Annotated in this window: 21 protein-coding genes and 1 tRNA gene; 8 read left to right on the top strand and 14 right to left on the bottom strand. The window is 56.2% G+C overall.

All coding sequences use genetic code 11. The annotated features are described in order from the left end of the window. Positions 1–28 precede the first annotated feature (28 nt). The 7 genes from DSM3645_RS18900 to DSM3645_RS18870 all read right to left on the bottom strand — a co-directional run bounded on the left by DSM3645_RS18900 (position 29) and on the right by DSM3645_RS18870 (position 9,539). Positions 29–1,180 (bottom strand): FG-GAP repeat domain-containing protein, encoded by a 1,152-nt coding sequence (locus tag DSM3645_RS18900; protein ID WP_237564856.1) that lies wholly within the window; start codon positions 1,178–1,180, stop codon positions 29–31. 104 nt (positions 1,181–1,284) lie between these two features. Next, positions 1,285–2,070 (bottom strand): biotin--[acetyl-CoA-carboxylase] ligase, encoded by a 786-nt coding sequence (locus DSM3645_RS18895; RefSeq protein ID WP_002653893.1) that lies wholly within the window; start codon positions 2,068–2,070, stop codon positions 1,285–1,287. A gap of 2 nt (positions 2,071–2,072) precedes the next feature. Beyond that, complete coding sequence (locus tag DSM3645_RS18890; protein WP_002653892.1) at positions 2,073–5,516, bottom strand: pyruvate carboxylase; 3,444 nt, start codon at positions 5,514–5,516, stop codon at positions 2,073–2,075. A gap of 105 nt (positions 5,517–5,621) precedes the next feature. Further along, positions 5,622–6,038: a hypothetical protein gene (locus DSM3645_RS18885; protein ID WP_131282714.1), complete on the bottom strand. Its 417-nt coding sequence runs from the start codon at positions 6,036–6,038 to the stop codon at positions 5,622–5,624. 198 nt (positions 6,039–6,236) lie between these two features. Next, positions 6,237–7,469, bottom strand: coding sequence for a M16 family metallopeptidase (locus tag DSM3645_RS18880; RefSeq protein WP_002653890.1), 1,233 nt, complete (start codon positions 7,467–7,469; stop codon positions 6,237–6,239). Beyond that, positions 7,453–8,712 (bottom strand): M16 family metallopeptidase, encoded by a 1,260-nt coding sequence (locus DSM3645_RS18875; protein ID WP_040351975.1) that lies wholly within the window; start codon positions 8,710–8,712, stop codon positions 7,453–7,455. The genes DSM3645_RS18880 and DSM3645_RS18875 overlap by 17 nt, the downstream gene beginning before the upstream one ends. Before the next feature lie 218 nt (positions 8,713–8,930). Continuing rightward, on the bottom strand, positions 8,931–9,539 hold the full coding sequence (locus tag DSM3645_RS18870; protein ID WP_002653888.1) for a GNAT family N-acetyltransferase: 609 nt from the start codon (positions 9,537–9,539) through the stop codon (positions 8,931–8,933). Positions 9,540–9,767: 228 nt separating this feature from the next. On the opposite strand from DSM3645_RS18870, the gene DSM3645_RS18865 reads away from it, so the two are divergent. Genes DSM3645_RS18865 through DSM3645_RS18850 form a run of 4 tightly spaced genes read left to right on the top strand, consistent with a single transcriptional unit; the run spans position 9,768 to position 13,491 of the window. Beyond that, positions 9,768–10,661, top strand: coding sequence for a metal ABC transporter solute-binding protein, Zn/Mn family (locus tag DSM3645_RS18865; RefSeq protein ID WP_040351974.1), 894 nt, complete (start codon positions 9,768–9,770; stop codon positions 10,659–10,661). Positions 10,662–10,667: 6 nt separating this feature from the next. After that, positions 10,668–11,171: a hypothetical protein gene (locus tag DSM3645_RS18860; protein ID WP_002653886.1), complete on the top strand. Its 504-nt coding sequence runs from the start codon at positions 10,668–10,670 to the stop codon at positions 11,169–11,171. Continuing rightward, a complete protein-coding gene (locus DSM3645_RS18855) occupies positions 11,168–11,953 on the top strand; it encodes a metal ABC transporter ATP-binding protein (protein ID WP_002653885.1) in 786 nt (261 codons plus the stop codon). Before DSM3645_RS18860 ends, DSM3645_RS18855 begins: the two co-directional genes overlap by 4 nt. Then, on the top strand, positions 11,950–13,491 hold the full coding sequence (locus tag DSM3645_RS18850; protein WP_002653884.1) for a metal ABC transporter permease: 1,542 nt from the start codon (positions 11,950–11,952) through the stop codon (positions 13,489–13,491). The genes DSM3645_RS18855 and DSM3645_RS18850 overlap by 4 nt, the downstream gene beginning before the upstream one ends. On the opposite strand, the gene DSM3645_RS18845 is transcribed toward DSM3645_RS18850, so the two are convergent. From DSM3645_RS18845 to DSM3645_RS18830, 3 genes are all read right to left on the bottom strand, one after another. After that, positions 13,488–14,189, bottom strand: coding sequence for an ankyrin repeat domain-containing protein (locus DSM3645_RS18845; protein ID WP_002653883.1), 702 nt, complete (start codon positions 14,187–14,189; stop codon positions 13,488–13,490). The genes DSM3645_RS18850 and DSM3645_RS18845 overlap by 4 nt on opposite strands. Before the next feature lie 192 nt (positions 14,190–14,381). Then, positions 14,382–15,239, bottom strand: a complete 858-nt coding sequence (locus DSM3645_RS18840; RefSeq protein ID WP_040351973.1) for a deoxyribonuclease IV — start codon at positions 15,237–15,239, stop codon at positions 14,382–14,384. 423 nt (positions 15,240–15,662) lie between these two features. Next, a complete protein-coding gene (locus DSM3645_RS18830) occupies positions 15,663–16,367 on the bottom strand; it encodes a class I SAM-dependent methyltransferase (protein WP_002653880.1) in 705 nt (234 codons plus the stop codon). A gap of 232 nt (positions 16,368–16,599) precedes the next feature. Here DSM3645_RS18830 and DSM3645_RS18825 point away from each other — a divergent pair, with 232 nt between their 5' ends. Further along, positions 16,600–17,661 carry a DUF1559 domain-containing protein gene (locus DSM3645_RS18825; protein WP_002653879.1) on the top strand — a complete coding sequence of 354 codons (1,062 nt, stop codon included), beginning with the start codon at positions 16,600–16,602 and terminating at the stop codon, positions 17,659–17,661. A gap of 174 nt (positions 17,662–17,835) precedes the next feature. Then, positions 17,836–18,180 (top strand): hypothetical protein, encoded by a 345-nt coding sequence (locus DSM3645_RS18820; protein ID WP_131282712.1) that lies wholly within the window; start codon positions 17,836–17,838, stop codon positions 18,178–18,180. Positions 18,181–18,188: 8 nt separating this feature from the next. Here the strand turns inward: DSM3645_RS18820 and DSM3645_RS18815 are convergent, their stop codons facing one another. Next, complete coding sequence (locus DSM3645_RS18815; RefSeq protein WP_040351971.1) at positions 18,189–18,815, bottom strand: hypothetical protein; 627 nt, start codon at positions 18,813–18,815, stop codon at positions 18,189–18,191. A 131-nt stretch (positions 18,816–18,946) separates the two neighbouring features. On the opposite strand from DSM3645_RS18815, the gene DSM3645_RS18810 reads away from it, so the two are divergent. Continuing rightward, positions 18,947–19,486: a hypothetical protein gene (locus DSM3645_RS18810; RefSeq protein ID WP_131282710.1), complete on the top strand. Its 540-nt coding sequence runs from the start codon at positions 18,947–18,949 to the stop codon at positions 19,484–19,486. 202 nt (positions 19,487–19,688) lie between these two features. Then, a tRNA-Ile gene (locus DSM3645_RS18805) sits at positions 19,689–19,762 on the top strand. Here the strand turns inward: DSM3645_RS18805 and DSM3645_RS31845 are convergent. From DSM3645_RS31845 to DSM3645_RS18790, 3 genes are all read right to left on the bottom strand, one after another. Continuing rightward, the gene (locus DSM3645_RS31845) at positions 19,722–21,050 is read right to left on the bottom strand and encodes a tyrosine-type recombinase/integrase (protein ID WP_002653875.1); all 1,329 of its coding nucleotides are present in this window, start codon (positions 21,048–21,050) and stop codon (positions 19,722–19,724) included. The genes DSM3645_RS18805 and DSM3645_RS31845 overlap by 41 nt on opposite strands. A gap of 126 nt (positions 21,051–21,176) precedes the next feature. After that, on the bottom strand, positions 21,177–23,513 hold the full coding sequence (locus DSM3645_RS18795; RefSeq protein ID WP_002653874.1) for a DUF3987 domain-containing protein: 2,337 nt from the start codon (positions 23,511–23,513) through the stop codon (positions 21,177–21,179). A 403-nt stretch (positions 23,514–23,916) separates the two neighbouring features. Beyond that, the gene (locus tag DSM3645_RS18790; RefSeq protein WP_002653872.1) at positions 23,917–25,011 is read right to left on the bottom strand and encodes a hypothetical protein; all 1,095 of its coding nucleotides are present in this window, start codon (positions 25,009–25,011) and stop codon (positions 23,917–23,919) included. Between the last annotated feature and the right edge of the window lie 14 nt (positions 25,012–25,025).

Here is a 25,025-nt window from a genome sequence, read left to right as displayed (position 1 = left end):
CACGCAACCCTCGTCGGGCGACAGGAAACTACTCGCGCGGAAGTTGCTCTAGGTAAAAAACCCCTTGCTTGTTGGACGTGACGACATCCAGCAAGCCGTCGCCGTTCATGTCGGCCACTTCAAACTGCGTGCCGACGCCGCTGTTGTCGTCAAAGATGTGCGCAGTCCAAACCGCTTTGCCATCTTTGCGTGACAGCTCGTACCAGCACATGATCGCCGGATCGTTGCCGCCGGGATCGCGACCGCCGTGCGCCCAATGCCGTTTGCCGGTGACATAGTCCGGCAAGCCGTCGCCGTTCATATCGACCAGATGCGACGAGTGGGTCTGCGAAAAGGATTTGTCGATGATGTGCCGCTGAAAACCTTCCGGCGTCTGCTCGTACCACCAGACGCCAAAGTCGTGAGCGCTGCTGCTGATCACGTCATTGTCGCCGTCGCCATCGAAATCGTAGACGTACATGTGTCCGCATTTTTCACCAAAATTGGCCGCGTGAAATTTCCACGGCGTTTGGCTACGATCTTCCGGCGCTTCCCACCAGCCCTCGGTGACTAGGATGTCGTTACGGCCATCCTTGTTGATGTCGCCGGCGCCGATGCCGTGCGAGTAACGATCGGTTCCCGGAGCGTTCTCTTCCGATACGGCGGTGATCACCCACGGCGCGGTCGGATCTTCCGCCGGAGCGGCGTAGCCCACTTTTTTGCCCGGCTCAAACGAGAAAAGCAACTCGCGTTTGCCGTCGCCGGTGACGTCGCGCATGTCGGGGCTTTCGTTGTTGGTCACCGGGACCATTTCGTGACGCGGCCACGGGCCATCTCCTTTGCCGGGATTCTCAAACCACCAGGTCTGCTTGCCGGGGAAGTCGACCACCAGCACGTCGGTCCAGCCGTCGTGATTCACGTCTTGTGCAAAATTGCAAAACGAGTCGCTGTAGTTTTTGGGATCGTACTCGTCGGCTTTGGCGCGAATCAGGTGCATTTCCCAATCAGGCGCCGCGTACCAGACGCTGCCGGCGGCAATGTCCATTTTGCCATCGCGATTAAAATCGCCGACGGCGACTCCTTCGCTGCGGAACTTGGTTTCGATTTGATGCTTTTTAAACTTCAGTTCATCCTCGCCGCGCACAACAAGCGGCAAGACAAACAACAACAGCGAGCAAGCGGTCAGAGATCGGCGGAGCATCATGCGGGACCTTTCAGTCGAAAGTCACGGTAGGAGGCGAGAGAAGCGACGCGGAAGCTCCGCGTGCGAGGCGCATCTATTTTGCGCTGAATTATTTCGGATTTCTAGAACCGCGTGACGACGCCGGCCAAGATTCGACGAACTCCGGCGGGAGAATCGACCAGTAATGCCCCAGAATCGTCGATTCCGCCGCAGATCCCGGCGATCGTCTGTTCTCCGGACTGAATTTCGACTTTACGCCCCCACAGCAAACAACGACTGCGCCACGCATCGGCCAAGGGAACTAGACTCCGTTCGCACAGCGCGAAGTTCGCCTGCATCCGCTGTAGGATCGCCAACAGCACGTCGGGCAAAAAAAAGTCCTGGTGACTCATTTCGACCAGTGAAATCGCTCGATCTTGCACTTCCTGTGGCGCCGCAGCGAGCGAATTGTTCACATTGACGCCGATTCCTAAGTGCAGCATCGGCCGCGGCGAATCGGTTCGTTCCAGCAAGATGCCGCACAGTTTGCGACCGCGGCAATAAATGTCATTCGGCCATTTCACGAAGATCGATTCGTCAGGGACCAACGTCTCCAGCGCTTCGGCCACGGCGACCGCCGTCATCAGCGACGCCTGCGGCCAGCGCTGCAGCGGAATCAGCAGCGACGCTTGATCAAAGACCGCAGTAAAGGTCAACGCGCCGTCGGTCGCGTGCCAGGCGTTGTCGCCGCGCCCTCGACCGGCGGTTTGTCTTTGGGCGACGATGACATAGGGCAACGTCGCCGCGATCGCGTCGGCCCGCTCTTTGGTATAGCGACTGGTCGAAGGGAGTTCGGCCAGCGCTTCCACCGCAGCGGCGCCGACGCTGCGAGCAATTTCGTCCAGCGCCGCTTGGGGAAACGGATCCATCGCTACGCCAATTTCACCAACAAGTCGCCCGACTGCACCTGGCTGCCGGGTTTGACCAACACCTGCTCGACGGTTCCTTCGACTTCGCTGTAGATCGTCGATTCCATCTTCATTGCTTCCAACGAGAGCAGCTTTTGCCCCTTGGCCACTTTGTCGCCGACTTCGATGGCGACCATCACCACCATACCTGGCATTGCGGCGCCAACCTGCTTCGAGTCGTCAGGATCGGCCTGGATTCGTTTCGGCACGTCCGATTCCAAGCTGTGATCGATGACTTCGACTTCGCGCGGTTGACCATTCAGTTCAAAGAACGCGACCCGGGTGCCGTCGACGTGCGGTTCGCCCACCGTCAAAAACTTGACGATCAACGTTTTGCCAACTTCAATGTCGACGGCGGCCTCTTCGCCCGACTGTTGGCCGTAAAAGAAGACCGGCGTCGGCAACGTGCTGACGTCGCCATACTTTTTGACATGCTTGGTGAAGTCTTCGTAGACCTTCGGATAAAGCAGGTACGAGACCACCTCGCGGCGGTGCGGCTCACGGCCCAGCATCTTTTTGACGCTTGCAGTCGCAGCGGCAAAGTCGGCCGGCGAGAACTCGGCGCCGGGACGGTCGGTCATGACCGGCTCGTCGCGCATGATGCGGGACTGCACTTCCGGGGGAAAGCCGCCTGGCGGTTGTCCCATGCGGCCGCCGATCAAATCTTTGACCGACGCCGGGAAGGCCAACTCTCGCTGGGGATCCAGCACGTCGGCCGTGGTCAGGTTGTTGGCGACCAAAAACAACGCCATATCGCCAACCGCTTTTGAGGTCGGCGTCACTTTGACGATGTCGCCAAACAACTGGTTCACATCGGCGTAGATCCGGCAGATATCGGCCCATTGATCGGCCAGGCCGAGCGCCCGAGCTTGTTGAAACAGGTTGGTGTACTGACCGCCGGGCATCTCGTGACGGTACAAGTCGGCGTTGGCCGGCAACACGATCGCTTCAAACGGCGTGTAGAACTCACGCACGGCGCGCCAGTATTCGGCGATGCCGTCAAGCGCGTCGGTATCCAACTCTCCGTCGCGGTCGGTATTGCGGAGCGCCTCGACCATCGTGTTTAAGTTGGGCTGCGAAGTGCCGCCCGACCAAGGGGCCATCGCGGCGTCGGCGATGTCGAGCCCGACTTCCGACGCTTTCAAAATCGACGCCGCTTGGGTGCCGGCGGTGTCATGCGTATGAAAGTGAATCGGCAGGCCGATCTCTTGCTTGAGCGTCTTGACGAGCTTTTCGGCCGCGTACGGTTTGCAGAGCCCGGCCATATCTTTGATCGCCAAGATATGGGCGCCCATCTTCTCTAACTGCTTGGCCAGATCGACGTAGTACTTCAGCGAGTACTTATCCCTTTTGGGATCCGAGATGTCGCCGGTATAGCAGATCGAAGCTTCGCAGATGGCGCCGGTCTTCTCCACCGCTTCCATCGCGATCTGCATGTTGGGCGCCCAGTTGAGCGCGTCAAATACGCGAAAGACGTCGATGCCGGCCGCCGCCGCTTCTTCGACAAACGCCGTAACCACGTTGTCGGGATAGTTGGTATAGCCGACGGCGTTCGACGCTCGCAGCAACATCTGGAACAAGATGTTCGGAACCTTCTCCCGCATGTCGGTCAGGCGGCGCCAGGGGTCTTCCTTCAGGAACCGCATGCTGGTGTCAAACGTCGCGCCTCCCCACATCTCCAGCGAGAACAACTGTGGGCAAAGTCGCGAATAGGCCTCAGCGATGGTCACCAGATCATGCGTACGGACGCGCGTCGCCAACAACGACTGATGCGCGTCGCGGAACGTCGTATCGGTATAAAGCAGCGGCTTTTGCTCGCGAATCCACTGGCCAAACTTGGCGGCGCCCAGCTCTTGGTACTTCTGCCGCATTCCTGCCGGCGGATTTCCCTTCACGCTGTAAGACGGCAGCGGCGCGGGATCGCGCCGCAAAGCGACCGGGCGTCCTTTCACCAATTCGTTGCCGTTGACCGCGATTTCGCCCAGATAAGAGAGCAATTTGGTCGCGCGATCGCGGCGAATCGGAAAATTGAAGAGATCAGGCGTTTCGTCGATAAAACGGGTCGTGCAATCGCCGGCCAGGAACGTCTTGTTCGACATCAGTCGAATCAAAAACGGGATATTCGTTTTGACGCCGCGGACCCGGAACTCTTGCAGGGCTCGCTCCATCCGTTTGACGGCGGCCAAAAACTGACGCCCCCGAGCGCTGACTTTCACCAACATCGAGTCGTAGTAGGGATGTACGACGGCGCCCGAGAAGGCGCTGCCGGCGTCCAGGCGAATCCCCATGCCGCTGGCCGAACGATAATGGCTGACGCGGCCGTAGTCGGGCAAAAAGTTGTTGGCCGGATCTTCGGTCGTGACGCGACACTGCAATGCGAAACCGACGGTTTGCACTTTGCTTTGATCGCCCAGATCAATATCGGGGTGACTCAGCTTTTCTCCCTGCGCGACCAAGATCTGCGTCTTCACGATGTCGACGCCGGTCACTTCTTCGGTGACGGTATGCTCGACCTGAATGCGCGGATTGACCTCGATAAAGAAGTATTGGTTTGACTTTTTGTCAACCAAAAATTCGACGGTGCCCGCGTTCTGATAGCCGACTTCTTTACCAATTTTGATCGCCGCTTCGCAGAGCGCAATACGCACTTCCGGCAAGAGATTGGGCGCTGGAGCGATCTCAACCACCTTTTGATGGCGACGCTGGACCGAGCAATCACGCTCGAACAGGTGGACCAGATCGCCATGGCGATCTCCCATCAATTGCACTTCGATGTGCCGCGCCTGTTCGATGTACTTCTCGACAAAAATATCGGGACTGCCGAACGCCGACTGCGACTCGCGCGTCGCCGAATCAAACGACGCGTCAAACTCAGCAGCTTCGCGGACGACGCGCATCCCGCGTCCACCGCCTCCTTTGGCCGCTTTCAAGATGATCGGGAAGCCCAGCTTCTCGGCCAGTTTTCGTCCTTCATCGGCGGTCGAAATCGCCTTGGGACTGCCGCTCAACACGGGGACATTCGCCTGCTCGGCAATCGCTCGGGCGGCCGTCTTGTCTCCTAAGCGTTCCAAACAGTCGACGCTGGGGCCGACAAAGATGATCCCATTTTCCTCGCAAGCACGCGCCAGCTCTGGATTCTCCGACATGAAGCCGTAGCCGGGATGCACCGCGTCGATATTATGTTCGCGACAAAGACGAATCACGCTGTCAATGTCGAGATAGGCGCGAACCGGTTCGCCCTGCGTCCCGACCTGGTACGCTTCGTCCGCTTTAAAGCGGTGCAGCGCAAAGCGGTCTTCGTACGAGTACATCGCGACGGTGCGAATGCCCAACTCGTGGGCGCTGCGGAAGATGCGAATGGCGATTTCGCTACGATTCGCCACCAACAGTTTTTTGATGCTCTTCATGATGCAATATACTGGTGCGCAAGGTGGGTAAGAACGCGTGGACGCGCAGCGCTCGGCCGCGTTAGAAACGGCAGCAGTATAGCAAATGTTACGGCATCCCGGCAGCTACGCCCCGCGATGGAGCGGCACGGCCTTCACCGGCTCGACAATCGGCGGCTGATTTAGCAGCGGCGTGATCGATTCTCGCCGCATTTCCAGCGCCGCCGGCTCACGACCGGCATGGGGGCACGTTGGGCAATTTGCGGTCGGCAGCGCTTCGGTCGGCGGCGGCATAAACGGCAAGTGCCATAAACGGGGCAAATGGTCAATTTGGCCGGGTACGTAAACTTCGCCGGTGCTGACGGCATATTGGGAAGAATTGATCTTCGCTTCGGACCAATGACTGCCAGGGGCGTGATAGCCGTTGGACCATCCTTCGCCAAACCAGCGCCCGAATTGAGGCCAACCGGCTGCGGCCGGACTTGCGGTCAGCGCGAGAAGCGAAAACGCCAAAAACAGCGTAGCCAGGCGGGAAAGTACCATCGCGAAAGACTCCATTACGAATCGCGCAGCGAGAAACAGACTTCGTGCTAGCTAGGGTTATCGCCGCGATTCGAAGAGGGAAACCAACGATTTGTCGCCGTCACCGCAGAAAAGCCCCGCCGCCGTTCCGGGCAGGACGATCTTGCCGGTTCTAGGGAGAAACGCGCAGACCGCATTTTCGCGGTTGAATCTTTTCCGTTATCGAGATAGTTCGGCCAAGGGACCGATCGCCAGCGTGTTGCTTTTCGAGAGGGGGTACTTCGCCAAAACGGCGTGCACGTCGTCCAGCGTTACGCTTTTGTAGGCGGCGACCGATTCGGCGACGGTGTGATATTTGCCGCGTTGGATCCAGCCATTGCCGACCGAGAAGAGTCGGCTCGAAGGGCGTTCGCTCCGCAAGACCGTGCTGGAGCAAACCTTGTTTTTGGCTTGCTCCAGTTCGGCCAGGGTCACGCCGTTTTTCTCGAGCTTGGCGATTTCTTCGGTCAGGATCGCCAGATTGCTGGCCGCTTCTTCGGGGCTGCAGCAGAGATAGTTCATGTAAACGCCGGCTGACTGGAACTCGTACGGATCGGACGAAGCGAATTCGGCCAAGCCAGGATCCACGAGCGCCCAAAAGAGTCGACTGCCGGTGTCATCGCCAAAGATCGTCGTCAGCAATCGCGCTGCGAAACGATCGGCGTCTTCCGACGCCGGACAATCGGCCAACTGAATCAAATATTCCTGGGCGGCCGTTTCTTTGTGAATCACCTCGAAGCCGGTCTTGCCTGCCGGTCGCGACAAATCGCGCGAAGTTTCGGAGCGTTCCCAATCGCCGCAATGCCGTTTCGCTTGCTCGACCAGCGCGTCAAAGTCGACCCGTCCTGATGCGGCCAACACAATATTGTGCGGACTATAACGGCGATTGAAGTAATCCATCATCCGATCCGCCGAAAGCGCGCCGACGGTCTCGGCAGTCCCCAGCACGCTGTTACCCAGCGGATGCTGGCCGAAATACGAGGCCATGATTCGCTCGTGACCGCCAAACGGAGGCTGGTCGTCGTACTTCATAATCTCTTCCAAGATCACTTGCTTCTCCGTTTCAAAATCAGAGACGCGCAGCGACGGGCGCATGATGTCGGCCAGTAGGTCGACGACCTGCTCTTGAAACTCGGGCAAAACGACAGCGTAATAAACGGTCTGCTCTTCGCTGGTGTAGGCGTTGGACTGCGAGCCCATTTCGTCCAGCTCGCGATTGACGTCGGCCGCCGAACGACGCGGCGTTCCCTTGAACACCATGTGCTCGAGAAAATGGCTTACGCCGGCAATTTCCGCCGTTTCGTCCCGCGATCCCGTTTTGACAAAGAAGGCTGAAGAGAGCGAGTAAGCGTTCGGGTTAATTTCAGCGACGATCTGCAGACCGTTGTCGAGAACTTCATGGCGAAACTGCAACGGGAATCTCCAATTTTTCAGCGCCGACCGTGGTAAAACGGAAATCGTGCGGCGGGTTGTCTTGCAAATAGCGGTTGATCGAATCGCATGTCAGACCGTCCAGAATCGAAGTCAATTCGTCCAGCGTGCGAACGCGTCCGAGGTGACGCCAGTCGCTGGCCAACGAGGATGCTCGGGACGAACTCGACTCTTGCTGCATCACCAGCGAGCTTTTGATGCGCGCCTTCAGCCGAGTCAGTTCACTCTCTTCGATACCTTCGCGGATGCGGACCAGTTCGCTCATTAATACGTCCAGCGTCTCTTGCGCACGCTCGGTGCTCGTGCCGGCGTAACACAAGACGCTGGCTCGATCCAACAGCGTATTGATCGATGCGAAAACGGTATAGCAGAGTCCGCGATTTTCGCGAACTTCAGTAAACAGACGCGAGCTCATGCCGTCACTCAGCACGCCGACCGCAGCGCGAGCGAGAAAATAATCGGGATGGCTGTAAGGGACGCATTCGTAGCCGACGCCGATATGCGTCTGGTTGGAATCAAACGGAAGATGGCAATAGATTCCTTCGGCCGGCGTTTCCACAATCGGCGACTCGGCGGCCATTTTCCAATCACCAAACAATCGCAGCACGTCGTCGCGCGTTTGGTTCCAGTCAATGTTGCCGGCGATCGCAAGGATCGTGCCGTTGGGACGATAGCTCGCGGCGAAGTGGGCCTTGGCGATCTCGGCGGTCAACGCTTCGACCGAAGCGACATCACCGTACGACGCGCGGCCCCAGGGGTCGGCATAAACTTGTTTGCGTAGTTGCAACATCGACTGTTGAGCGAGATCATCTTCCAGCGCTCGCAGCTCTTGCAGACAAACCAGTTGGGCTTCGTCGAATTCATCTTCCGGCAAATGGGGCTTCTGGACGACATCGGCGTAGATCGCTAACGTGCGGCCCAGATTTTCGGCCAGCACCGCGCCCCCAAAACTGGTATGCGAGGTCGATACGCCGGCGCCGCGCGAGACGCCCAGATTGTCCAGGTCTTCGATAAACTGCCGACTATCACGATTTCCGCACCCGCGCTGCGTCCAGTCGCACAGCAAATTGCTGACGCCAACTTGCGTTTTGGAATCACTGGCGCTGCCGGACGGGGTCAGCAAAGCGAACGCGGCTGATTCGAGCCACGGCATTTGCTCCACCACCAGCGTCATGCCGTTGGCCAGGGTTTCGTGACGGATAGTGGACGAATCACTAGGAGACATACGCATTCCACGGGACAGGGAAATCAAGCCCCATATTAGAAACAGAACCTGGTTAAGTGACAACCTGAGTGGATGAGGGTTTCCACGTTGAAACCAAGCGTTTGAGGAAATGTCGAAGGACTAAATCCTAATGTCTAATGAAAATTCTTCCCCACTCGACATTAGGATTTAGTCATTCGGCATTCCGCCGAAAAGCCGCGGCTTGAAGCAAACCGGCGTCAAGAACACGCCGCTTCGACCGCTTTATAGACGGTGCGAGAAATTCGGAAACCAATTCGTTCGTACAGACGAATCGCTCCTTCGTTTTGGGCGGTGACTTCGAGAAAGGCGTGCTGCAAACCGTGATCGTAAAAACCTTGCAGTGCTTTTAGCAGCAAGCGACCGCCCAAGCCGCTGCCGCGATGCTCGGGAACGATTCCTAGATTTTGAATCGAACCTTGGCCAGATCGGTCGGCGACCCCTTGAACCGTCCCAACCGGCAACATCATCCCCGTCGTTTCATCTTTGTATTCGACCAACCAGGTCGCGCCGGGGATGAACCCTTCGCGATGGGAGATTTCGGTCATCAACCGCCGACAGCCCTCGGCGTCTCCCAAGCAGGGAAAGACGTTCGCGTCGATTTCCCAGCGGAAGCTCTCAAACTTGCTCGCCGCATGCGCGTCGATCAGATCGGGCCGCCAGGATACGAAACGATAGACCGAGGGAAGCAGAATCGGCTGGGCGGGAACTTCCGCCAAGTCGATTTCCATGCGGTAACGTTTGAAGTAAGTCAGTGTCACCGGATCTACCACGTCCGTCGTAGCGTAGCGTCGAATTTGAGGATTCATCTTGGTCGTCGTCCATCGAAGCGTTCTTGCAATTTATCGCGGTCGCTCCTTCCGGTCAATTTTCGACCCTGCTAGCACTCCAGGGCGAGACTACCTCCCAAGCGGACGTTTGGACCGATTCTTCCGTTGAATTGCTCTGGAAAACCTCCACAAAAGGAATTGACGCCGCTACAGACCGACTCCTATACTTTTTGATAGGCCAAAAACTTTTTTGCGCGAGCAGAAAACATGCGTGTTTTTTCTACCACTGTAGCGATTCTCCTCACACTAACCTCGTTTTCCACCGCATCAGCGGATGATTCCAAGCCGCTGATCGTTTGCTCCACCACCCAAGTTGCTGATTTTGCTCGTCAGGTGGTCGGGGATCAGATGGAAGTTCGGTCGATTCTCGCTGCCGGGCAAGACCCGCACGTCTACGAAATTAAACCGAACGACGCCGCTCTGGTTTCGCGTTCGGCCCTCTGTTTTGACAACGGCTGGCATCTGGAAGGCGCCAATTGGATGCGCAAACTTGCCGAAAACGCCAACAAGCCGATCACCAGTTGCACCACCGGCGCGACGCCGCTAGAGATCAACAACGGTGCGGCGCACGATCCGCATGCCTGGTTCTCTCCGGCCAATGCTGCGGTTTATGTTCGCAACATTCGTGATGCGGTCAGTCAATATGATCCGACGCATCGCGATGATTACCACGCTCGAGCACAACTCTACTTGGATGAACTACGTACGCTGGACGGTTGGATTCGCAAGCAGATGAATGCGATCCCGGTCGAAAAACGAATCCTGGTCACCAGCCACGATGCGTTCAATTATTTCTGTCGGGAGTACCATTTCACCGCGGCGACGCCGGTCGGCTGGTCGACCGGTTCAGAAGTTGGCGGAGGGGTGACGCCTGAGCGACGGCGGGAGACGGTCAAATCGATTCGCAGCTTCGGCGTCCGCTCGATCTTTGTCGAAACGTCGGTGAGTCCGGTGATGATTCGTCAAATCGCGGACGAAGCCGGCGTTGTCGTCGGCGGCACGCTCTATTCCGATTCGATGGGGCCTCCCGGTTCGGCCGGCGAAACTTACATCGGCATGATGCGCGAAAACGTGTTGACGATTGCGGCAGGGTTAAAATAATCGGTCATGCGAATCCTCTTTGCGATCACCGCCGCGGCTCTGGCGCTCTTGTTGGTGAAAGTCTACCTCACCGTCGATGAGCATCGCGCCGCCGCTGCGCCGCAAGCCGCAGCGCTGGAAAACGCCGCCGGCGAATTTCGCCTGGAGCTGGAACTTTCGTTTGACGCGGGTCCCGATCGCTTTTCGGCCGACCTCAACAATTCCAACGCGGTCAGCGTTCGTTTTGCCGGCTCGGCGCTCTATGAAACCAACCAACCGGTCGCCGCCGGCGAAGAGATCGAGATCGCCGACATCGGCAACATCGTCGCCGGGCGGAACGAATTTCTGATCGAAGCGACTCCACAAAACCCCGGCCCCCCCCTCTTCGCGAAGATCGCGATCTACTCGAGCCAACGTCAGGAGCCGATTGCCGAACGTTTCTTGTGGGCGCCGGCTGGATCCGCCATCTTGTCCGGCGTCGCAAATTTCTCGACAGCCGACCATCCGCCGATCGAGGGAGGGACGCGATGATCGCCCGACCGACACGTTCTGGTGTTCCCGCGGTTCAGGTCGACCACCTGACGGTGAGCTATGGCCCCACGCCGGCGCTGCTCGACATTTCGTTTCAGATCGAAGCGGGACAGTTAGTCGGAGTGATCGGCCCCAACGGCTCGGGAAAATCGACCCTGATCAAAGCGATTCTCGGCTTCCTGAAACCCGACTTGGGCGAGGTTCGCCTGTTTGGCGCGCCGACCGACAAAGCCCGGCGGCGCGTCGCCTATGTTCCGCAGCGCGGCGCGGTCGACTGGGATTTTCCGGTCACCGTCGAGCAGGTTGTCATGATGGGACGCTATGGCCAAATCCCCTTTTGGGCTTGGGGACCGTCGCGTGAAGATCGCCAGCATGTCGACGACGCGTTGGTGACCGTACGCATGGAGAAATTCCGCCGCCGGCAGATCGGGCAGCTCTCTGGCGGACAACAGCAGCGGGTCTTTATGGCGCGAGCGCTCGCCCAAGGCGCCGATATTCTGTTGCTCGATGAACCATTCGCCGGCGTCGACGCCGCGACCGAACGTGCGCTGCTCGAAGTGCTGGACAGCACCAAGCAGGCGGGACGAACGCTGATCGTCGTCCATCATGATCTGGCGACTGCCGCCGAATATTTTGATTCGCTGCTGTTGATCAAACAGCGACTATTCGCGTTCGGATCGCCGCAGCAAGTCTTGCAGCCTGAACTGTTGTCTGAAGTCTACGAAGGATCGCTGAAAGCGTTTGAGCACTTGCGGGACGTCTCGACAGGAGGTGACAAATGAACTTTCTGTACGACGTCTTTGTCGAGCCGCTGGCTTCCGGCGGATATCTATTTCGCGCGATGTTCGCAGGCTCACTGGTCGCGATCGCTTCGTCGATGATCGGCTGCTTTATCGTGCTGCGCCGCATGGCCTTTTTGGGAGACGCGATCTCGCATTCGATGCTGGCCGGCGTCGTCGGCGGCTATTTGCTGATGAAATTGATCGCCGGCGAAGAAGCCCATTTTGGCGCGATGATCATTGGCGCGTTGTTGGCCGGCTTTGTGACGGTGCTGTTGATCGGTTTTGTCTCCCGTGCTTCACGCATCAAAGATGATACGGCGATCGGCATCATGTACACCGGCATCTTCGCTTTTGGCGGCGCGATGGCGAGCGTCTTCTCAAGCGAGATCCACGTCGACTTGATGCACATGGTGATGGGCGACGTCTTGGTCGTCGACGCCGAGCGGCTCTGGATGATGGGCGCCGTCACCGCGATCATCCTGTTCGTCGTGATCTTGTTTTATCGCCAGTTGCAACTAACCAGTTTCGATCCGATCATGGCCGCGTCGGTGGGAGTTTCGGCGCCGCTGATCGGTTATTTGTTGACCGCTTGCACGTCGCTAGTCGTCGTGTCAGCCGTTTCTATCGTCGGCATCATTCAAGTGGTGGGGCTGTTGATTACGCCGGCGGCCGCCGCTTATTTGCTCTGCAATCGGTTGTCGAGCATGCTGGTCCTCTCAGCGGCGCTCGGCGTTAGCAGCGTCGTGCTCGGAGTTTATACTTCGGCCTGGCTCAACATCGGCGCCGGTTCGTCGATCGTGATGGCCGGCACCCTGCAATTTATGGCGATCTTGATTCTCGCGCCGCACAACGGGCTGTTAGCCGGCACGCTGCGGCGCTGGAGCCAGGTTCCGCAACATATTGTCGAAGACGTCCTAGGTTGCTTGCGGCGCGACGAGACGCATGCAACGCGATTCGAAACCATTCGAGCCCACGTGCAAGCGACGCCTGCCGTATTACGTCGCGTGTTACGACGCATGGTGGCGATGTCGCTCCTCAACCAGACGCCGCACGGTTTTATTCTGACCGAGTCCGGAAATCATGAAGCGCGACGTTTGATGCGTGCGCATCGAATTTGGGAAACCTATCTGCAACGAGTCGGCATGCCCGAAGATTCGCTACATGATCGCGCTCATCTGTTAGAGCATCTCAACGACGAGGCGACCGTCGACTATCTGGATGATCGACTAGGACATCCGACGCGCGATCCGCACGGACAAGAAATTCCCGAAGACTTCATCGACTTGATCCCCGGCGCAGAAGTAAAAGCAAGTCTCTTGCGTGACCGGCACCGCGGCGTCGTTACCGCGATCATCGGCAGTCACCTGCATGATCAAGTCGCGCTCGGCGACGTGATTGTCGCCGGCCCGCGTGAAATGGACGACACCATCTGGACCTTCCGTTTGCCCAGCGGCGAAGAGTTGCATCTCGATCATGACTCGGCCGATCAGCTGACCGTGCGTCTAGCCGATCCGAACAGCGAGCGACAAGTAGACTAGCCTTTTTTCTTTTTCGATCCCAAGCCAAACATGACCCGATTCATCGTTTGGTTCTTGTCACCTTTGCTGATCTGTCGCTGGATGAAACCGGCCGCACGTTCCGCGGCGACAAGATAATCGCGCACCGCCGGTTGATGATAGGCGACGGCAAATTGAATCGGTCGCAACCCATTGATGTTGTTCATTTGGATGTCAGCGCCCGCTTTGACCAGCACCTTGGCGACATCCAAAAACCCCTTGCGAGCCGCCCAGTGCAGCGCTCCGCAGCCGTCTGGATCGCGTGCTTGCAGATTGGCGCCTTGGGCGATCAGCATCGTCGCCGCTTCGGCATGCCCTTCGCGCGCGGCGTACAAGAGCGGCGTCTGCTCAGTTCGACTCGCGCGAATCTCTAGCTTCGCGCCGCCTGCTAACAATTCTTTCAGCGCGTGCAGCTTGCCGTGCAAACTAGCGACGTGCAGCGGCGTGTGGCCATCTCGGGGATTCTGCACGTCGAGATCGGCCTGCTGATCGGCGAATGCGCGAATCACTTCGCCGTCATTGCGCCGCGCAGCAAACAAAACGCCCAACTGCATGCGCTCGGCAACGCTACGATCTGGGATAAAGAAGCTGCGCCGACATTTCAGACACAGCACCTCATGGCCGCGCGCTTCGTCAGGTACGACTCCCAACGTCTCGCAAAGCGGACAATGATAGTTCATGAAGCAGTCCCCAACCGCTGCAAAACGGTTGTGGTCGATTCGACCACAGGCCCTTGCCAAACGGTTATATCGCAGAGACTTCCGATTTCCGCGCGAATTCAGCAGCAGCTTCCCCCAGAAGTGAGAGACTTCATGGGCGCTTCATCGAACGTTCATTTCGGTCGCATTTCAGCGTCACGCACCAAGCGGCGCTTATGATTTCATCAATCGCCGCAGCGTCGCCAGATTGCGAGTGTCGAAAGTTTCCCCGTCTTCGTCCCCCTTCGGAGTCTCCAGGTACATCGGCATCGTTTTGAAGCGTGCATCATTGACCAACAAGCGAAACGGTTCGATTCCCAGACAACCCTCGCCGATGTGCTCATGCCGATCGACCCGCGAACCAAGCGGTTTCTTACTGTCATTCAGATGAATCGCTTTCAACTTGTCGAGCCCGATGAGCGATTCAAATTGCTTCCAAGTCGCTTCGTACTCTTTCTCGGTTCCAATGGGATAACCGGCGGCAAAGATATGACAAGTATCAAGACAGACGCCTACCCGATCCTTCTTCTTCACACCGTCCAGCATCGCGCCAAGATGCTCAAACGTGTGCCCCAAACAGCTCCCCTGCCCTGCCGTCGTTTCTAACAGGCAGATCGAATCGAGATCCAATGTTGCGTTGATCACTTCATCCAGCGCTTTTACCACCGCCGCGATCCCTTCTTCTTCGCTGCTGTCGACAAACGCGCCGGGATGGACCACGACATACGGAATCCCCAACTGATTGGCCCGCTGCAGTTCGACAATCATCGCATCGCGCGATTTTTCCCACAGTTCTGGCTTGGGCGATCCCATATTGATCAAGTACGACGCATGCGAAAGCGGATGCTTCACTCCCTTTTCGCCCAGCGCATCTTGAAACAGCTTCACATCTTTGTCGGTAATTTCCTTAGCGCGCCACTGATTGTTATTCTTGGTGAACAACTGAACGCACTGCATCGACTCTTCCGCGGCGGCATTGACGGCTTTGTAATAGCCGCCGGCGATCGACATGTGAGCTCCGAAGATTGGCATGAGGGAGAATCTCTTTCCTAATTCAAAGAAATTTGACCGTAAGCCGGCAATGAATAGCGAGCGCCTTGTTGCGAAAATCAAAAACGCTTACTGGCGGCATCGATTTCCGCCGTTCTATCGCCTCAAATACCTGCTGACGGATTGGGAGCATCTGCTATGTATCGTTGACCGGCTTAGAGCAAGCGTTATGGGATTGCGCTCTTGCGCACGCCCCCTTTTCCTACCGATTTTTTGGTAGATCACTCGCTGTCGCTGAGTTGGATGCGACATTGGCAAACTTCAACCAGTGGCGAGAGCTTCGCAATCAGCTCAGAGCAGGCGATAAAAATTTACCCATTTATCATCATTCCCAACACCCTGGCAATGCGAATCGGTGTCGTGATCGTTTGGAAAAACCACGCGATCGGCGGACTTGTCTTGGTCTCAAGTTGACTTCTCAGCGGCCTTACTTTGCATCGCATAGTGCGAGTTAATCGCCGCTTGCCCTGTATAGTTCGGCCCTGCCGAATCATCCGCACCCAGATATTCAAACGGCGGCGCCAGCTCGCGCCGCTCCCTATATTCAAGCAACTTTGTCCGACTCGAATAACTCAGTCCCGCGCTGCGCAGGTAACGAAAGATCGCCTCCGAAGTGCGATGCCCGTGGAGTTGAAGATTTTTCGCGTCGAGATTTCCGACACAGCGGCCGTCAGGCGTCAGCCATGAGGTCGCCGTGGCGATGATCCCCAATTTATCGCCCAGATAGTGCAGCCCGTGGACCGACGTAATCAAATCGAAGGACGACGTCGGTTGAAAATCCTCAACCGATGATTTCATCAACTGCAGTCGCGAAGCTTCGCTGTTTGCACAAAACCTTCCCACCAAGTCGATACCCACAATTTCGACAGTCAGCGACTCAGCGGCGGTGACATCCGCTGCTTCGACCAATGCATTGCCGGCGCCACAGCAGATGTGTAGCCAACGAGCGCGTCCTTCGCGTTGACATACCAATCGCAAATATTTCAACAAGTCAAACTTGAGATCACGCTCGTAGCTGTTCGCCCCCCGCATGCGTCGCTGGCGATTCATTTGGCTATTAGCGACGACATCCGAGCAAACCAACTGTTCTCGATTCGACAAATATCGCATGTGGCTTTCCGACAGTTGCTCTCCCCCTTGGCCCCAAACAGATTCCACCGGAGGGAGACACGGACGCTCATCGCGATCATCAGGCTACCGACCTGCGCATGAATACTACGCATGGACCAACATGAATATGGCACGGAATTGGATGGAGCCGCTTGTTTAGATTTGACGCGATACCAAAACAACATTAAAACAATGCACGTTATCTTTTTTTTCATTTCCCCAGGAGTTCCGTATGACTCAAACGCGACGAACCGGCTTTACCCTGGTGGAATTGCTGGTCGTGATTGCAATCATCGGCGTCTTAATTGCGTTACTTTTGCCTGCCGTCCAGCAGGCTCGTGAAGCGGCTCGCCGGATGCAATGCACGAACAATCTCAAGCAACTCGGCTTGGCCATTCAGCTCTACCATGATGTGTTTAACGCTTTCCCGGCACTGAGAGCAGGCAACCCCAAAGGCGCCGCCAGCTATGCCGGCAACAATCGCATGAATGCACGCTTCGCAGTCTTACCGTTTATGGAGCAGACGGCGTTCTACGACCAAGGGATGGCTTCCACATATGGTTCCTATGACGCGTCGGGGGCGATTTGGAAAACCACCGTCGATTCGTTTCTTTGTCCCAGCAATGCTGGTCCGACCGAATCGCCGGAAGCGCCGGACAAAACGCTTGGCCTTGCGGACTACTACTTCTGCGTCGGCGATCGCCCGTACCATTCTTACCCTACCGGCTCGTATACCTCCGGTGATTTAAACTCCGGCGTCTTTTTAAACGATGCGTGGTCGCGGATGTCTGACATTATTGACGGCACAAGTAATACCATGGGAACCTCTGAAGGCGTTCGGCCGTCAGCGAATAACGGCTTCGGCGCGGTTGTCACCAAGCCAAGCTCAGCAAGCTGGAATCCGGCGGCGCTGACTCCTTTGTACAATCGGGCAACCAAAAAATACGTTTCGACGGTAGGAACGTTTTCGAGTCAAGCGCTACGCGGCTTCAAAGCCTGGGACGGGGCGATTCTCTTTTCGGCCATCACCGCCGCAACACCACCCAATTCGGTGCTGATTGCTGACGGAACAAGCCATGGCACGAGCCAGTATTTGCTCTCCCCCACCAGCTACCATCCGGGAGGAGTCAACGCAGGCTTCATGGATGGTTCAGTTCGCTTCATCACGGACACCATCGATACTGGTAATCAAGCTTCAGGCTACCGACAAAATACTGACAAGAGCTCTCCCAGTCCGTTTGGCGTGTGGGGCGCGATGAGCACGAAAGCCGGCGGAGAAGTCCTTAATCAATAGAACGCAGGAATCTCGCCTGATGCACGAACGCTCAACGAAAATTTTGAAGTAACGGCCATGAAGATGAACATGCACGCGTTTTGCAAACCTATCCAACTTACTTGTGCAGCGGCTTTTCTCTTGTCCGTCGCCGGTTGCGGTCCGAGCGTTGATCCCAACAAGATTCCAATTCAGGTGCAAATCAACTACCAAGGGGCTCCCGTCCATGAAGCCGTCGTCATCTTCTACGGCGACGATGACCGATACGCGAATGGACTGACTGGGACCGATGGCGTCGCCCTCATGGGGACCACAGCACCAGGAGACGGCGTCTTTCCGGGACAGTACAAAGTAGCCGTCGACAAGAGTCAGTTGATCGAGGAAAGCGATCCTAACGATCCAACAGGCCTTAAAATCATCAAGCGCAAAGCAGTCTTTCATATCCCGGCACGCTATGGCGATTTCACCCAATCCGGCCTGACGATCGATGTATCCAAAGAAGGTCCGACCGAAATTCTTTTCGATTTAGTTGACAAATAAAGTCCGCTCTAAATCGTCAGCTGATGCAACAAAATCATCAGCACGGTCCCCAAGATCGCTGTCGCCCAAGTGATCGCGCCAAACATCCCCAAGAAATAGCCGATCTGCGTGATCAGCACCGAGCGCGTGTCGAGTCTTCCCTCGCGATGCGCTTCTAAGTCGGATGCCCCCATGCCCCACGCCAATACGGCGAAGACCGGACAACCGACCCAACCCAAGACGCCAAACAGGACGATCATGATCCCCCGTTCCGACAAGCGCGATGCTGACGCGGCGTTGGCCAACGGTTTGGGCTCGATCTTAAAGGGATTGCCGCTGCTGACCGTCGGCGGCAACTGAAGCACCGGAAAAATCGTCGCCGCCGATTGCCAAGGCCCATTCAAAGTAAGTCGCACGTCGCATTTATCATCGACGCGCCCCTGACAGATCCATTCTTCCAACTGATCCAGCGGCATCGGACCGTAGATTCGTCCCTCGGGAATGCGGAGCGAAGCGATTGACTCGACCGGCGCCGCAATCGATAGCGAATCAGGGCGAAATTGGTGCCCACACGCCGCGCAGCGAATCGAACCGCCAGGCGCCGCGTCCAATTCCAACACAGCCCGGCAGTTGGGACATTGCAAAGTGAAAGTCATGAGGAGCCGTCGAAGAGGAGAATTTTTGCGAAGTGAACGATCTGGCAGGATTTACGCCCACAATCTTCGACCTTGTTGGTCGGTTTTCCGCTAAACAGTTGATTTTCATCGCTGCGCGTCAGTAAAATCAAGTGCCTACTCAATTCCTCGGACTCGCCACCAAGGTGAGCGCCTACATGGACGCAACCTCCCAATCTATTGCGGTCGGACTTGTACTGGTTGCGATCGTCGCCGTCGCTATCGGGCTCTGGCTACGCGCCCGCGCCAAGCGCCAGAATCCCCGCGTCGACTTCACGGCCGCTCGCAAACAGTTCTCGCTGCAACGAGAATTACTCGAAGCAAGATTTGAAACGATCGCCAGCAACTCGGGACGTCCGCGGGGTTTGGCCTGGAAACATTGCGATTTCCAATCCGAAGTCCAGTTTGCCCGCGACCCGGCCAACTCGCAGCTCCGCGCCTTTGTCGCGCTCACCATCAGCTTTGAAGCGATCGAAGGAGGCGGCATGGAAGAAGTCGCCGCCGTCTCGAACCTTCGCGCCGCAACCGCCCTCTTCTCGTACGTTGACGGCGCCTGGATGACCGACGGCCGCACCATCTTCAACCTGAACCCGCAACAAGCGATCGAACACTACCGCCACACGCCGGAAGTCACGCCGGCCCCGGTGCGGTAACAGCCGCAGATCTACCGCCAACCTACGCCGCTACCTACTCTGGCCGCCCCCCCCCGCATCGCAGCCAATCGGCTTTCAACCGGCACAAACCGTCGATCAGCCAACAGCTTACGCAACGCCCCGGGGATTTCCGCCGAACCCCAATCCAGGTACTATGAACCTTTGCGTCACGTTGCTCCTCTAGCGAGCAATAAGACCACACGGGCCAGTAGCTCAGTCGGTTAGAGCAGGGGACTCATAATCCCTTGGTCGCGGGTTCGAGTCCTGCCTGGCCTACCTTTTTATTTTGTGCAGCTTCGCCATATTTCGCTTTACCTCGTATTTCAGAGGCTTTTCGCTCCCTTGGATCGTACTTAAGCGAATCGTCGCGAGTCGCGGCGTGCACTGACTGCGCCGGATTCTGCGCCGCTTTTTCGGGACGGCGTAGCGCCTTCGTAAAGTGATCGTCGGTGACCTGCCAATAATGCTGACGGGCTACCTTCACGCAATGCCCCATCCAGGCGGTCGCGACGTGTTCCGGGTATTCATCGGCCAATTCCGTTGCCCGACTGGCCCGCATGTTCTGAAACAGCTTTTCCCAAGGCAAAACGCTCGCCTTCTTGAGAATCCGCAGAAACTGGGTTCGCAGGTTGGCGTTGCTATCGCGATAGCGATTGATGAGGTACTTCTGGCCAGCTTCCATGAGTTGGCAAACATCTTCCAGATAGGACTTCAGCTCGGGGAAGATCGGAATAACCCGATAGGATTTGCCAACATGGTGTTCCGTCTTCGGACTGGGTACACGTAAACGCTCGTTGATCCAGTCGACATCATCAATCGTGAGGGCTAGATGCTCGGACGGACATCGAAGGCCGGCAAAGCGACTCAACGCCACAATCAACCGCCATTCCGCATCAGGGCAAGAGTCGAGAACCTTCTCGATCGTCTCACGCGTGACGAAGTGGTCACGTTCGCGGTTGGTTCCGACCGCTCCTTTGAGCGTCTTGAACGGATTCGCCGGAATTAACTCCCGAGCGACGGCGTCTTCGAAGAATAGTTTGGCATTGGCGACGCGCTTGCGAATTGTGTTGACCGCCAGCCCCTGCTTCGATTTCAGGTCCTTCAGATTTCCCCTGGCAGCCGGCGTCGCAAGCCACCGTTCCCAGTCTTTCGCATCGGCAACGGAAATGCTGGCCAGCTTTCGTTTTGCACCGAAGAATTTCAAAAGTGATGTCCTGGCCTGTTTCCAACTGATAACCGTGCGCGGCTTCACTTCGGCGCGGCGATCCAGGTAAGCGTCGATATGCCCGGCAAGCGTCTGAAGTTGACTAACTCGCGGTTCGACGAGTGCAACCCGAGCCAGCTTTTCGTGCGTAGCGTTATCGAGATCGGCAACCCATCGGGCCGTTTCCTGATCTAACCCTGACTTCAAGGTCAGAGCATTCAGCAGCTTTTCGATACGTCCCTTGATAGACTCAGCGTCTCGTTGCGAAATCTTCCCGAGCCGAATCTGCTTTCGTTTTCCATCGGGGGCGATGAAAAGAACGCGACGTCGGCCGTTGGGGTCTTTAGAAATCGATGCCATTGGGTTTCACACTCCGTTATTTGCTTGTATTTGCGATTGTATGCCAGTTAGTGCGGGCTAGCCAGTGAAAACTGTTCGTTTGGAGCCGTACCGGAAAGCCGATGAGAATTGCGACGATGCGGCGAATTAAGCCACCTGACCTGTTTCCAATGCCCGCGTCTGTAAAGAAGCGTCCTCAGAATCCTCAAAATGAGCCAAATTTGGTGGTGATACGGCGTTTTGAGGATATTGAGGACAACTTGCGAACGCCTCGCGTTGAAGCAATACCGGGTTCACTTGATATCTGCGTGATGGCTTCCTTCCCGGTGTGGATTGCGATTCGCTATTGATTGGCTGCTCGCGGATGTAGCCACGTCCGATTAATTCGTTTAGCGGAGCGTCGATGTCTTCTGCTTTCTTGAATTTCCGACGCCCATGTTGGTGAGCATCGCGCCGACTGAATTCTTGAAGGCGATTCTTCTCGATCCAGCGAACGATGTAACGGGCTCCGTCCGTGACTGGATCGCTCAATGCCGTCATCGAGTCGAAAACCGTTTGGGCGTGTGGAATCAAATAGCGAGATATCGTGATGGCTGCTTCAACCCAGCAAATCGAGACCTCTTCGTGCGGAGAACCAGCCACGCAATGCAAAATCCCAGCCAGTCGAAGAGTCGCTCCATGTAATTTCGCCCCCCAATCGTGCATACCCTCCAGAGGTCCACCATCGGCAAGCATCGCCTCTGCTTCAACTTCCCAAGATTCAAACGCAACAGCAGCTTCGCGAGAAAGGCGAAGTGTGACAGGCCCGTCGATCGTGAATAACCGGCGTATGAGTTGGTCATAAGTATCATTGACGGATTCAGGCACCGGTGGACAAGCAACTTGGCGATGACCGATCCAGCTTTCCGGAATCGCGTATAAGAATCGCCCCAAGAGTCCACGGCCACGAAATGCCTTGTTTTTGCTCATCGCCTTGAGCACGATCTCTTGCACCGTATACGCACAAGTCAGCGCCGGCTTGGTGACCCTTACTGTTTCGCGACCAACGCGGTCGGTTACGAGGTCGTCACCATTGTGCCCCTTCAGGTAAACGTCCATCTGAGGCAGACCGCTTTTAGAGTAGAGGCCAGCCATCAAGTCAAAGACGGTGCCCTCCGCCGAGAAACTTGCGATGCGCCCCCCTTGGTCGGCCAACATCATCCCAAGCTTTTCGCCGGTAGCGTCTTCAACGATAAGCCGGGGCGCTACTGGTATAGGTTGCTGGGCGAGTTCGGCAGCTAATTCCTCCGCGTCGCGTCTTGCTTCGACGTCATGAGCACCTTTCTTTTCAAGGTCCTGAAGCCGCTTTTCATCTTGCCGGCGCCGCGAAGTTAACATGGCGACAGTCTGGGTAGTCTCTTCGATCAATTCATTTTCTAAGTCCTTCAGCGGCCTGATCACGTCGGCGAAGACTGCCGACTTTCGATTGCCTGGATCAAGAATCACGCAGACAAAAAGATTGGTTGGTTCGCTAAAACCGGGTCGCGCTTCGATACGAACCTTTCTTGCAATTGCCGCTGCACAAGTCGCCAAACTCATAATCGCCGCTAGGTCAGAAGGCGTTTGAGTAGCGTGAGATTCAGCTTCGACAAATTCCTGGAGCCCCCTTGGCAGCACTTCAACGGGAAATAAAGGGAGTTGCAGATAGTCCAGTGACTCGATATTTGGCCAAGCTTGACTACCCAGTTTCCAAATCCGTGTGGCATCCGCTAAGTTGACCAACTGCTCCTTTGTTCCCCCTGCCGCGATCCAATCGCTAACATCCCCTTTTTCTCCCAACCCAGGCAACGTGACGACCTTCACAGTGCGTGCAATCCCCTGCAGAGACATTGCAACTGTTTCAGCATGTTTCCCGCCAGGAACGTCATTGTCAGGAAGAACGACGACATCTCGGTGGGTCAGATAAACGGAATGTTCAGCCGTCCATTTCGATGCGCCGCCGGCGTTGCAAGTAGCAATGCAACCAATTCCCTCTAAAGCAATGACATCCTTTTCCCCTTCGACGAAAAAGACGACGTCGCCCTGGGAGGTTAACAGTCTAGGAAGGTGAAACGGAACTGAGCGAACGTCTTTCACTGACCATTTCCAGCCTCCCTTTCCATCAGGCTGGCGCTGGCGGAATGATTTAGGTTGGTACCGCACGACCTGAAATAGCATCGTGCCGACTTCGTCTTGGTAGTCGTACGTTGCGACAATAACCGATTTCTGTAATGCCGCGGAGTGCGAGGAATAAGGCATCAGGTCGGCAATTGTTAGCCCGAGGGCCGAGACAACTTTTTCAAAGTCGCAGCCAGCAAAGCACTTCATCAGCACCTTGCCATCGTCCCCTTCGCTGATGCTCAGACTGGGAGTGTGGTCGTCATGAGCAGGACAACAGGCCATCCAGCCTGAGCCCTGCCGATGTACACTCTGGAGCAGGCCTAGAATATCCTCAACGGTTTTCATTTTGTCCCCCTTTTAACATTGCTTCGATGTGAGCCTGCAGACCGGTGACGGGATAGCGAACAAGTCGCCCCATCTTTACGTGAGGCAACGCTGGCTCATCTGCAAAAGTCATCGCCCACAATTTGCGAGGCGAAACGGAGAGAAGCCTAGCGGCCTCCTTTGGCCCGACCAGAATGGGGGCAGAGTCGACTTGATTACGTTCGTGCATTTTGACACCTCAACTTGGGTTACCCGAAAAAGCCACGACGCTGTGACTCATCACGGAAATCAAATTAAGGGCAGGTCGAACAGAATTCATTCGATCACGAGAATTGTTCGCGCTCTAGCAGCGAGTCGTACGCGAATGCTGGGTCAAGAATTACCAAGAATGTCGGCGCGAACAATTAATTGGATATTGACTCGGCTATTTGTTCGCGCGGTTTCTCCAATTGCGAACTCTTGACTGGGCAGTATCCAGTTTCTTACCTTCAATTTTTCTATCCTTACAGAATTCGGGTTTTGAAACGTGCGCTGATGATGCCTGCTCCCAATCAGCAACTAGCTGCTTATCCTCCCTGCGTTCGTCCTCAGGAATTGGTTTGGGACCAGGTTTCCGAGCAACGACTATTTTTGATTCAAGGCTTGATTGTGAAAGTCGCTCCTCAATAGACTCCACCGCCTTCTGCCTTAGTATTTCAAATCTGGACATTTCCGATCTCGCCCAATCCTGGAATTGACGGCAGTGGTCGTAAAACGCCCAATATTGCTCGTCGTCGAACTCTCCTATTTCACCACCTGAGATCCGAAGCATTACAACCCAGTCTTTTCTCACATCCATTGGTAATTTGCGTTGTGGATAAAATGACTGGATCAGCCTAACTAAGTCATACAGCGGCCCACCCCTAACCGGCGATGGAGGATTCGGTTCGTCCGGGACTGATGTTTCCGAGTCGTCGAGGATTTCATCCAACTCCCCAACAAGACGCTCTAAGGCAAGAGTAAGGCGAAAATCGATTAGTAGTAGTTCGTAATTGAACTGCGAATTAAGTTCCCTTCGGAACGTGAAACCAGAGGTTAGCGAATCCTCCGTTGGCCCCCTGGATTTTCTCAATTCGCGTTTAGCCTGATCGATATACGACGTCAGTTGACTACCAAATACTTCTGGAACTGTTAAATTCCCAGCCGTGATTTCTTGCCCATCCTGGCCGGCTAATTCTCGAATCGTCGAGTCGAGACCATGAATTGACAAATACGTGCGGACGAGAAGTCGGCGCGACGAAAGGAGGATGGCGGCCAATCCTGAAAATTCACGTGGGGGTTGTGTGAGCAATTTCTCTAGATTGCAAAACGATCGAATCAAAAGTCCAATATTCGGCCTCAGCAATTGCCAAATTTCTCGGCTGCAAAAATCAGCCTCCGTTTTCGATTCTTGCAAAAGCTGAATCGCGAGAGCCTCCTCCAGGAGGATTGTCCATCTCGCCAATTCGCTAGGGTCAATCTCTTTCTTGCGCCGTCCCATAGATGCTCCTCAAC

It is taken from the genome of Blastopirellula marina DSM 3645 (assembly GCF_000153105.1).
GTDB classification, from domain to species: Bacteria; Planctomycetota; Planctomycetia; order Pirellulales; family Pirellulaceae; genus Blastopirellula; species Blastopirellula marina.
Note: the sequence above shows the minus strand (reverse complement) of the source record. Positions and strands in the feature narration are given on the sequence as shown.

Excerpts from the sequence above, each read along its gene's own strand:
- DSM3645_RS18900 (WP_237564856.1), bottom strand. The coding sequence starts at position 1,180 with ATGCTCCGCCGATCTCTGACCGCTTGCTCGCTGTTGTTGTTTGTCTTG.
- DSM3645_RS18895 (WP_002653893.1), bottom strand. The coding sequence starts at position 2,070 with ATGGATCCGTTTCCCCAAGCGGCGCTGGACGAAATTGCTCGCAGCGTC.
- DSM3645_RS18890 (WP_002653892.1), bottom strand. The coding sequence starts at position 5,516 with ATGAAGAGCATCAAAAAACTGTTGGTGGCGAATCGTAGCGAAATCGCC.
- DSM3645_RS18885 (WP_131282714.1), bottom strand. The coding sequence starts at position 6,038 with ATGGTACTTTCCCGCCTGGCTACGCTGTTTTTGGCGTTTTCGCTTCTC.
- DSM3645_RS18875 (WP_040351975.1), bottom strand. The coding sequence starts at position 8,712 with ATGTCTCCTAGTGATTCGTCCACTATCCGTCACGAAACCCTGGCCAAC.
- DSM3645_RS18870 (WP_002653888.1), bottom strand. The coding sequence starts at position 9,539 with ATGAATCCTCAAATTCGACGCTACGCTACGACGGACGTGGTAGATCCG.
- DSM3645_RS18865 (WP_040351974.1), top strand. The coding sequence starts at position 9,768 with ATGCGTGTTTTTTCTACCACTGTAGCGATTCTCCTCACACTAACCTCG.
- DSM3645_RS18860 (WP_002653886.1), top strand. The coding sequence starts at position 10,668 with ATGCGAATCCTCTTTGCGATCACCGCCGCGGCTCTGGCGCTCTTGTTG.
- DSM3645_RS18855 (WP_002653885.1), top strand. The coding sequence starts at position 11,168 with ATGATCGCCCGACCGACACGTTCTGGTGTTCCCGCGGTTCAGGTCGAC.
- DSM3645_RS18850 (WP_002653884.1), top strand. The coding sequence starts at position 11,950 with ATGAACTTTCTGTACGACGTCTTTGTCGAGCCGCTGGCTTCCGGCGGA.
- DSM3645_RS18845 (WP_002653883.1), bottom strand. The coding sequence starts at position 14,189 with ATGAACTATCATTGTCCGCTTTGCGAGACGTTGGGAGTCGTACCTGAC.
- DSM3645_RS18840 (WP_040351973.1), bottom strand. The coding sequence starts at position 15,239 with ATGCCAATCTTCGGAGCTCACATGTCGATCGCCGGCGGCTATTACAAA.
- DSM3645_RS18830 (WP_002653880.1), bottom strand. The coding sequence starts at position 16,367 with ATGCGATATTTGTCGAATCGAGAACAGTTGGTTTGCTCGGATGTCGTC.
- DSM3645_RS18825 (WP_002653879.1), top strand. The coding sequence starts at position 16,600 with ATGACTCAAACGCGACGAACCGGCTTTACCCTGGTGGAATTGCTGGTC.
- DSM3645_RS18815 (WP_040351971.1), bottom strand. The coding sequence starts at position 18,815 with ATGACTTTCACTTTGCAATGTCCCAACTGCCGGGCTGTGTTGGAATTG.
- DSM3645_RS31845 (WP_002653875.1), bottom strand. The coding sequence starts at position 21,050 with ATGGCATCGATTTCTAAAGACCCCAACGGCCGACGTCGCGTTCTTTTC.
- DSM3645_RS18795 (WP_002653874.1), bottom strand. The coding sequence starts at position 23,513 with ATGAAAACCGTTGAGGATATTCTAGGCCTGCTCCAGAGTGTACATCGG.
- DSM3645_RS18790 (WP_002653872.1), bottom strand. The coding sequence starts at position 25,011 with ATGGGACGGCGCAAGAAAGAGATTGACCCTAGCGAATTGGCGAGATGG.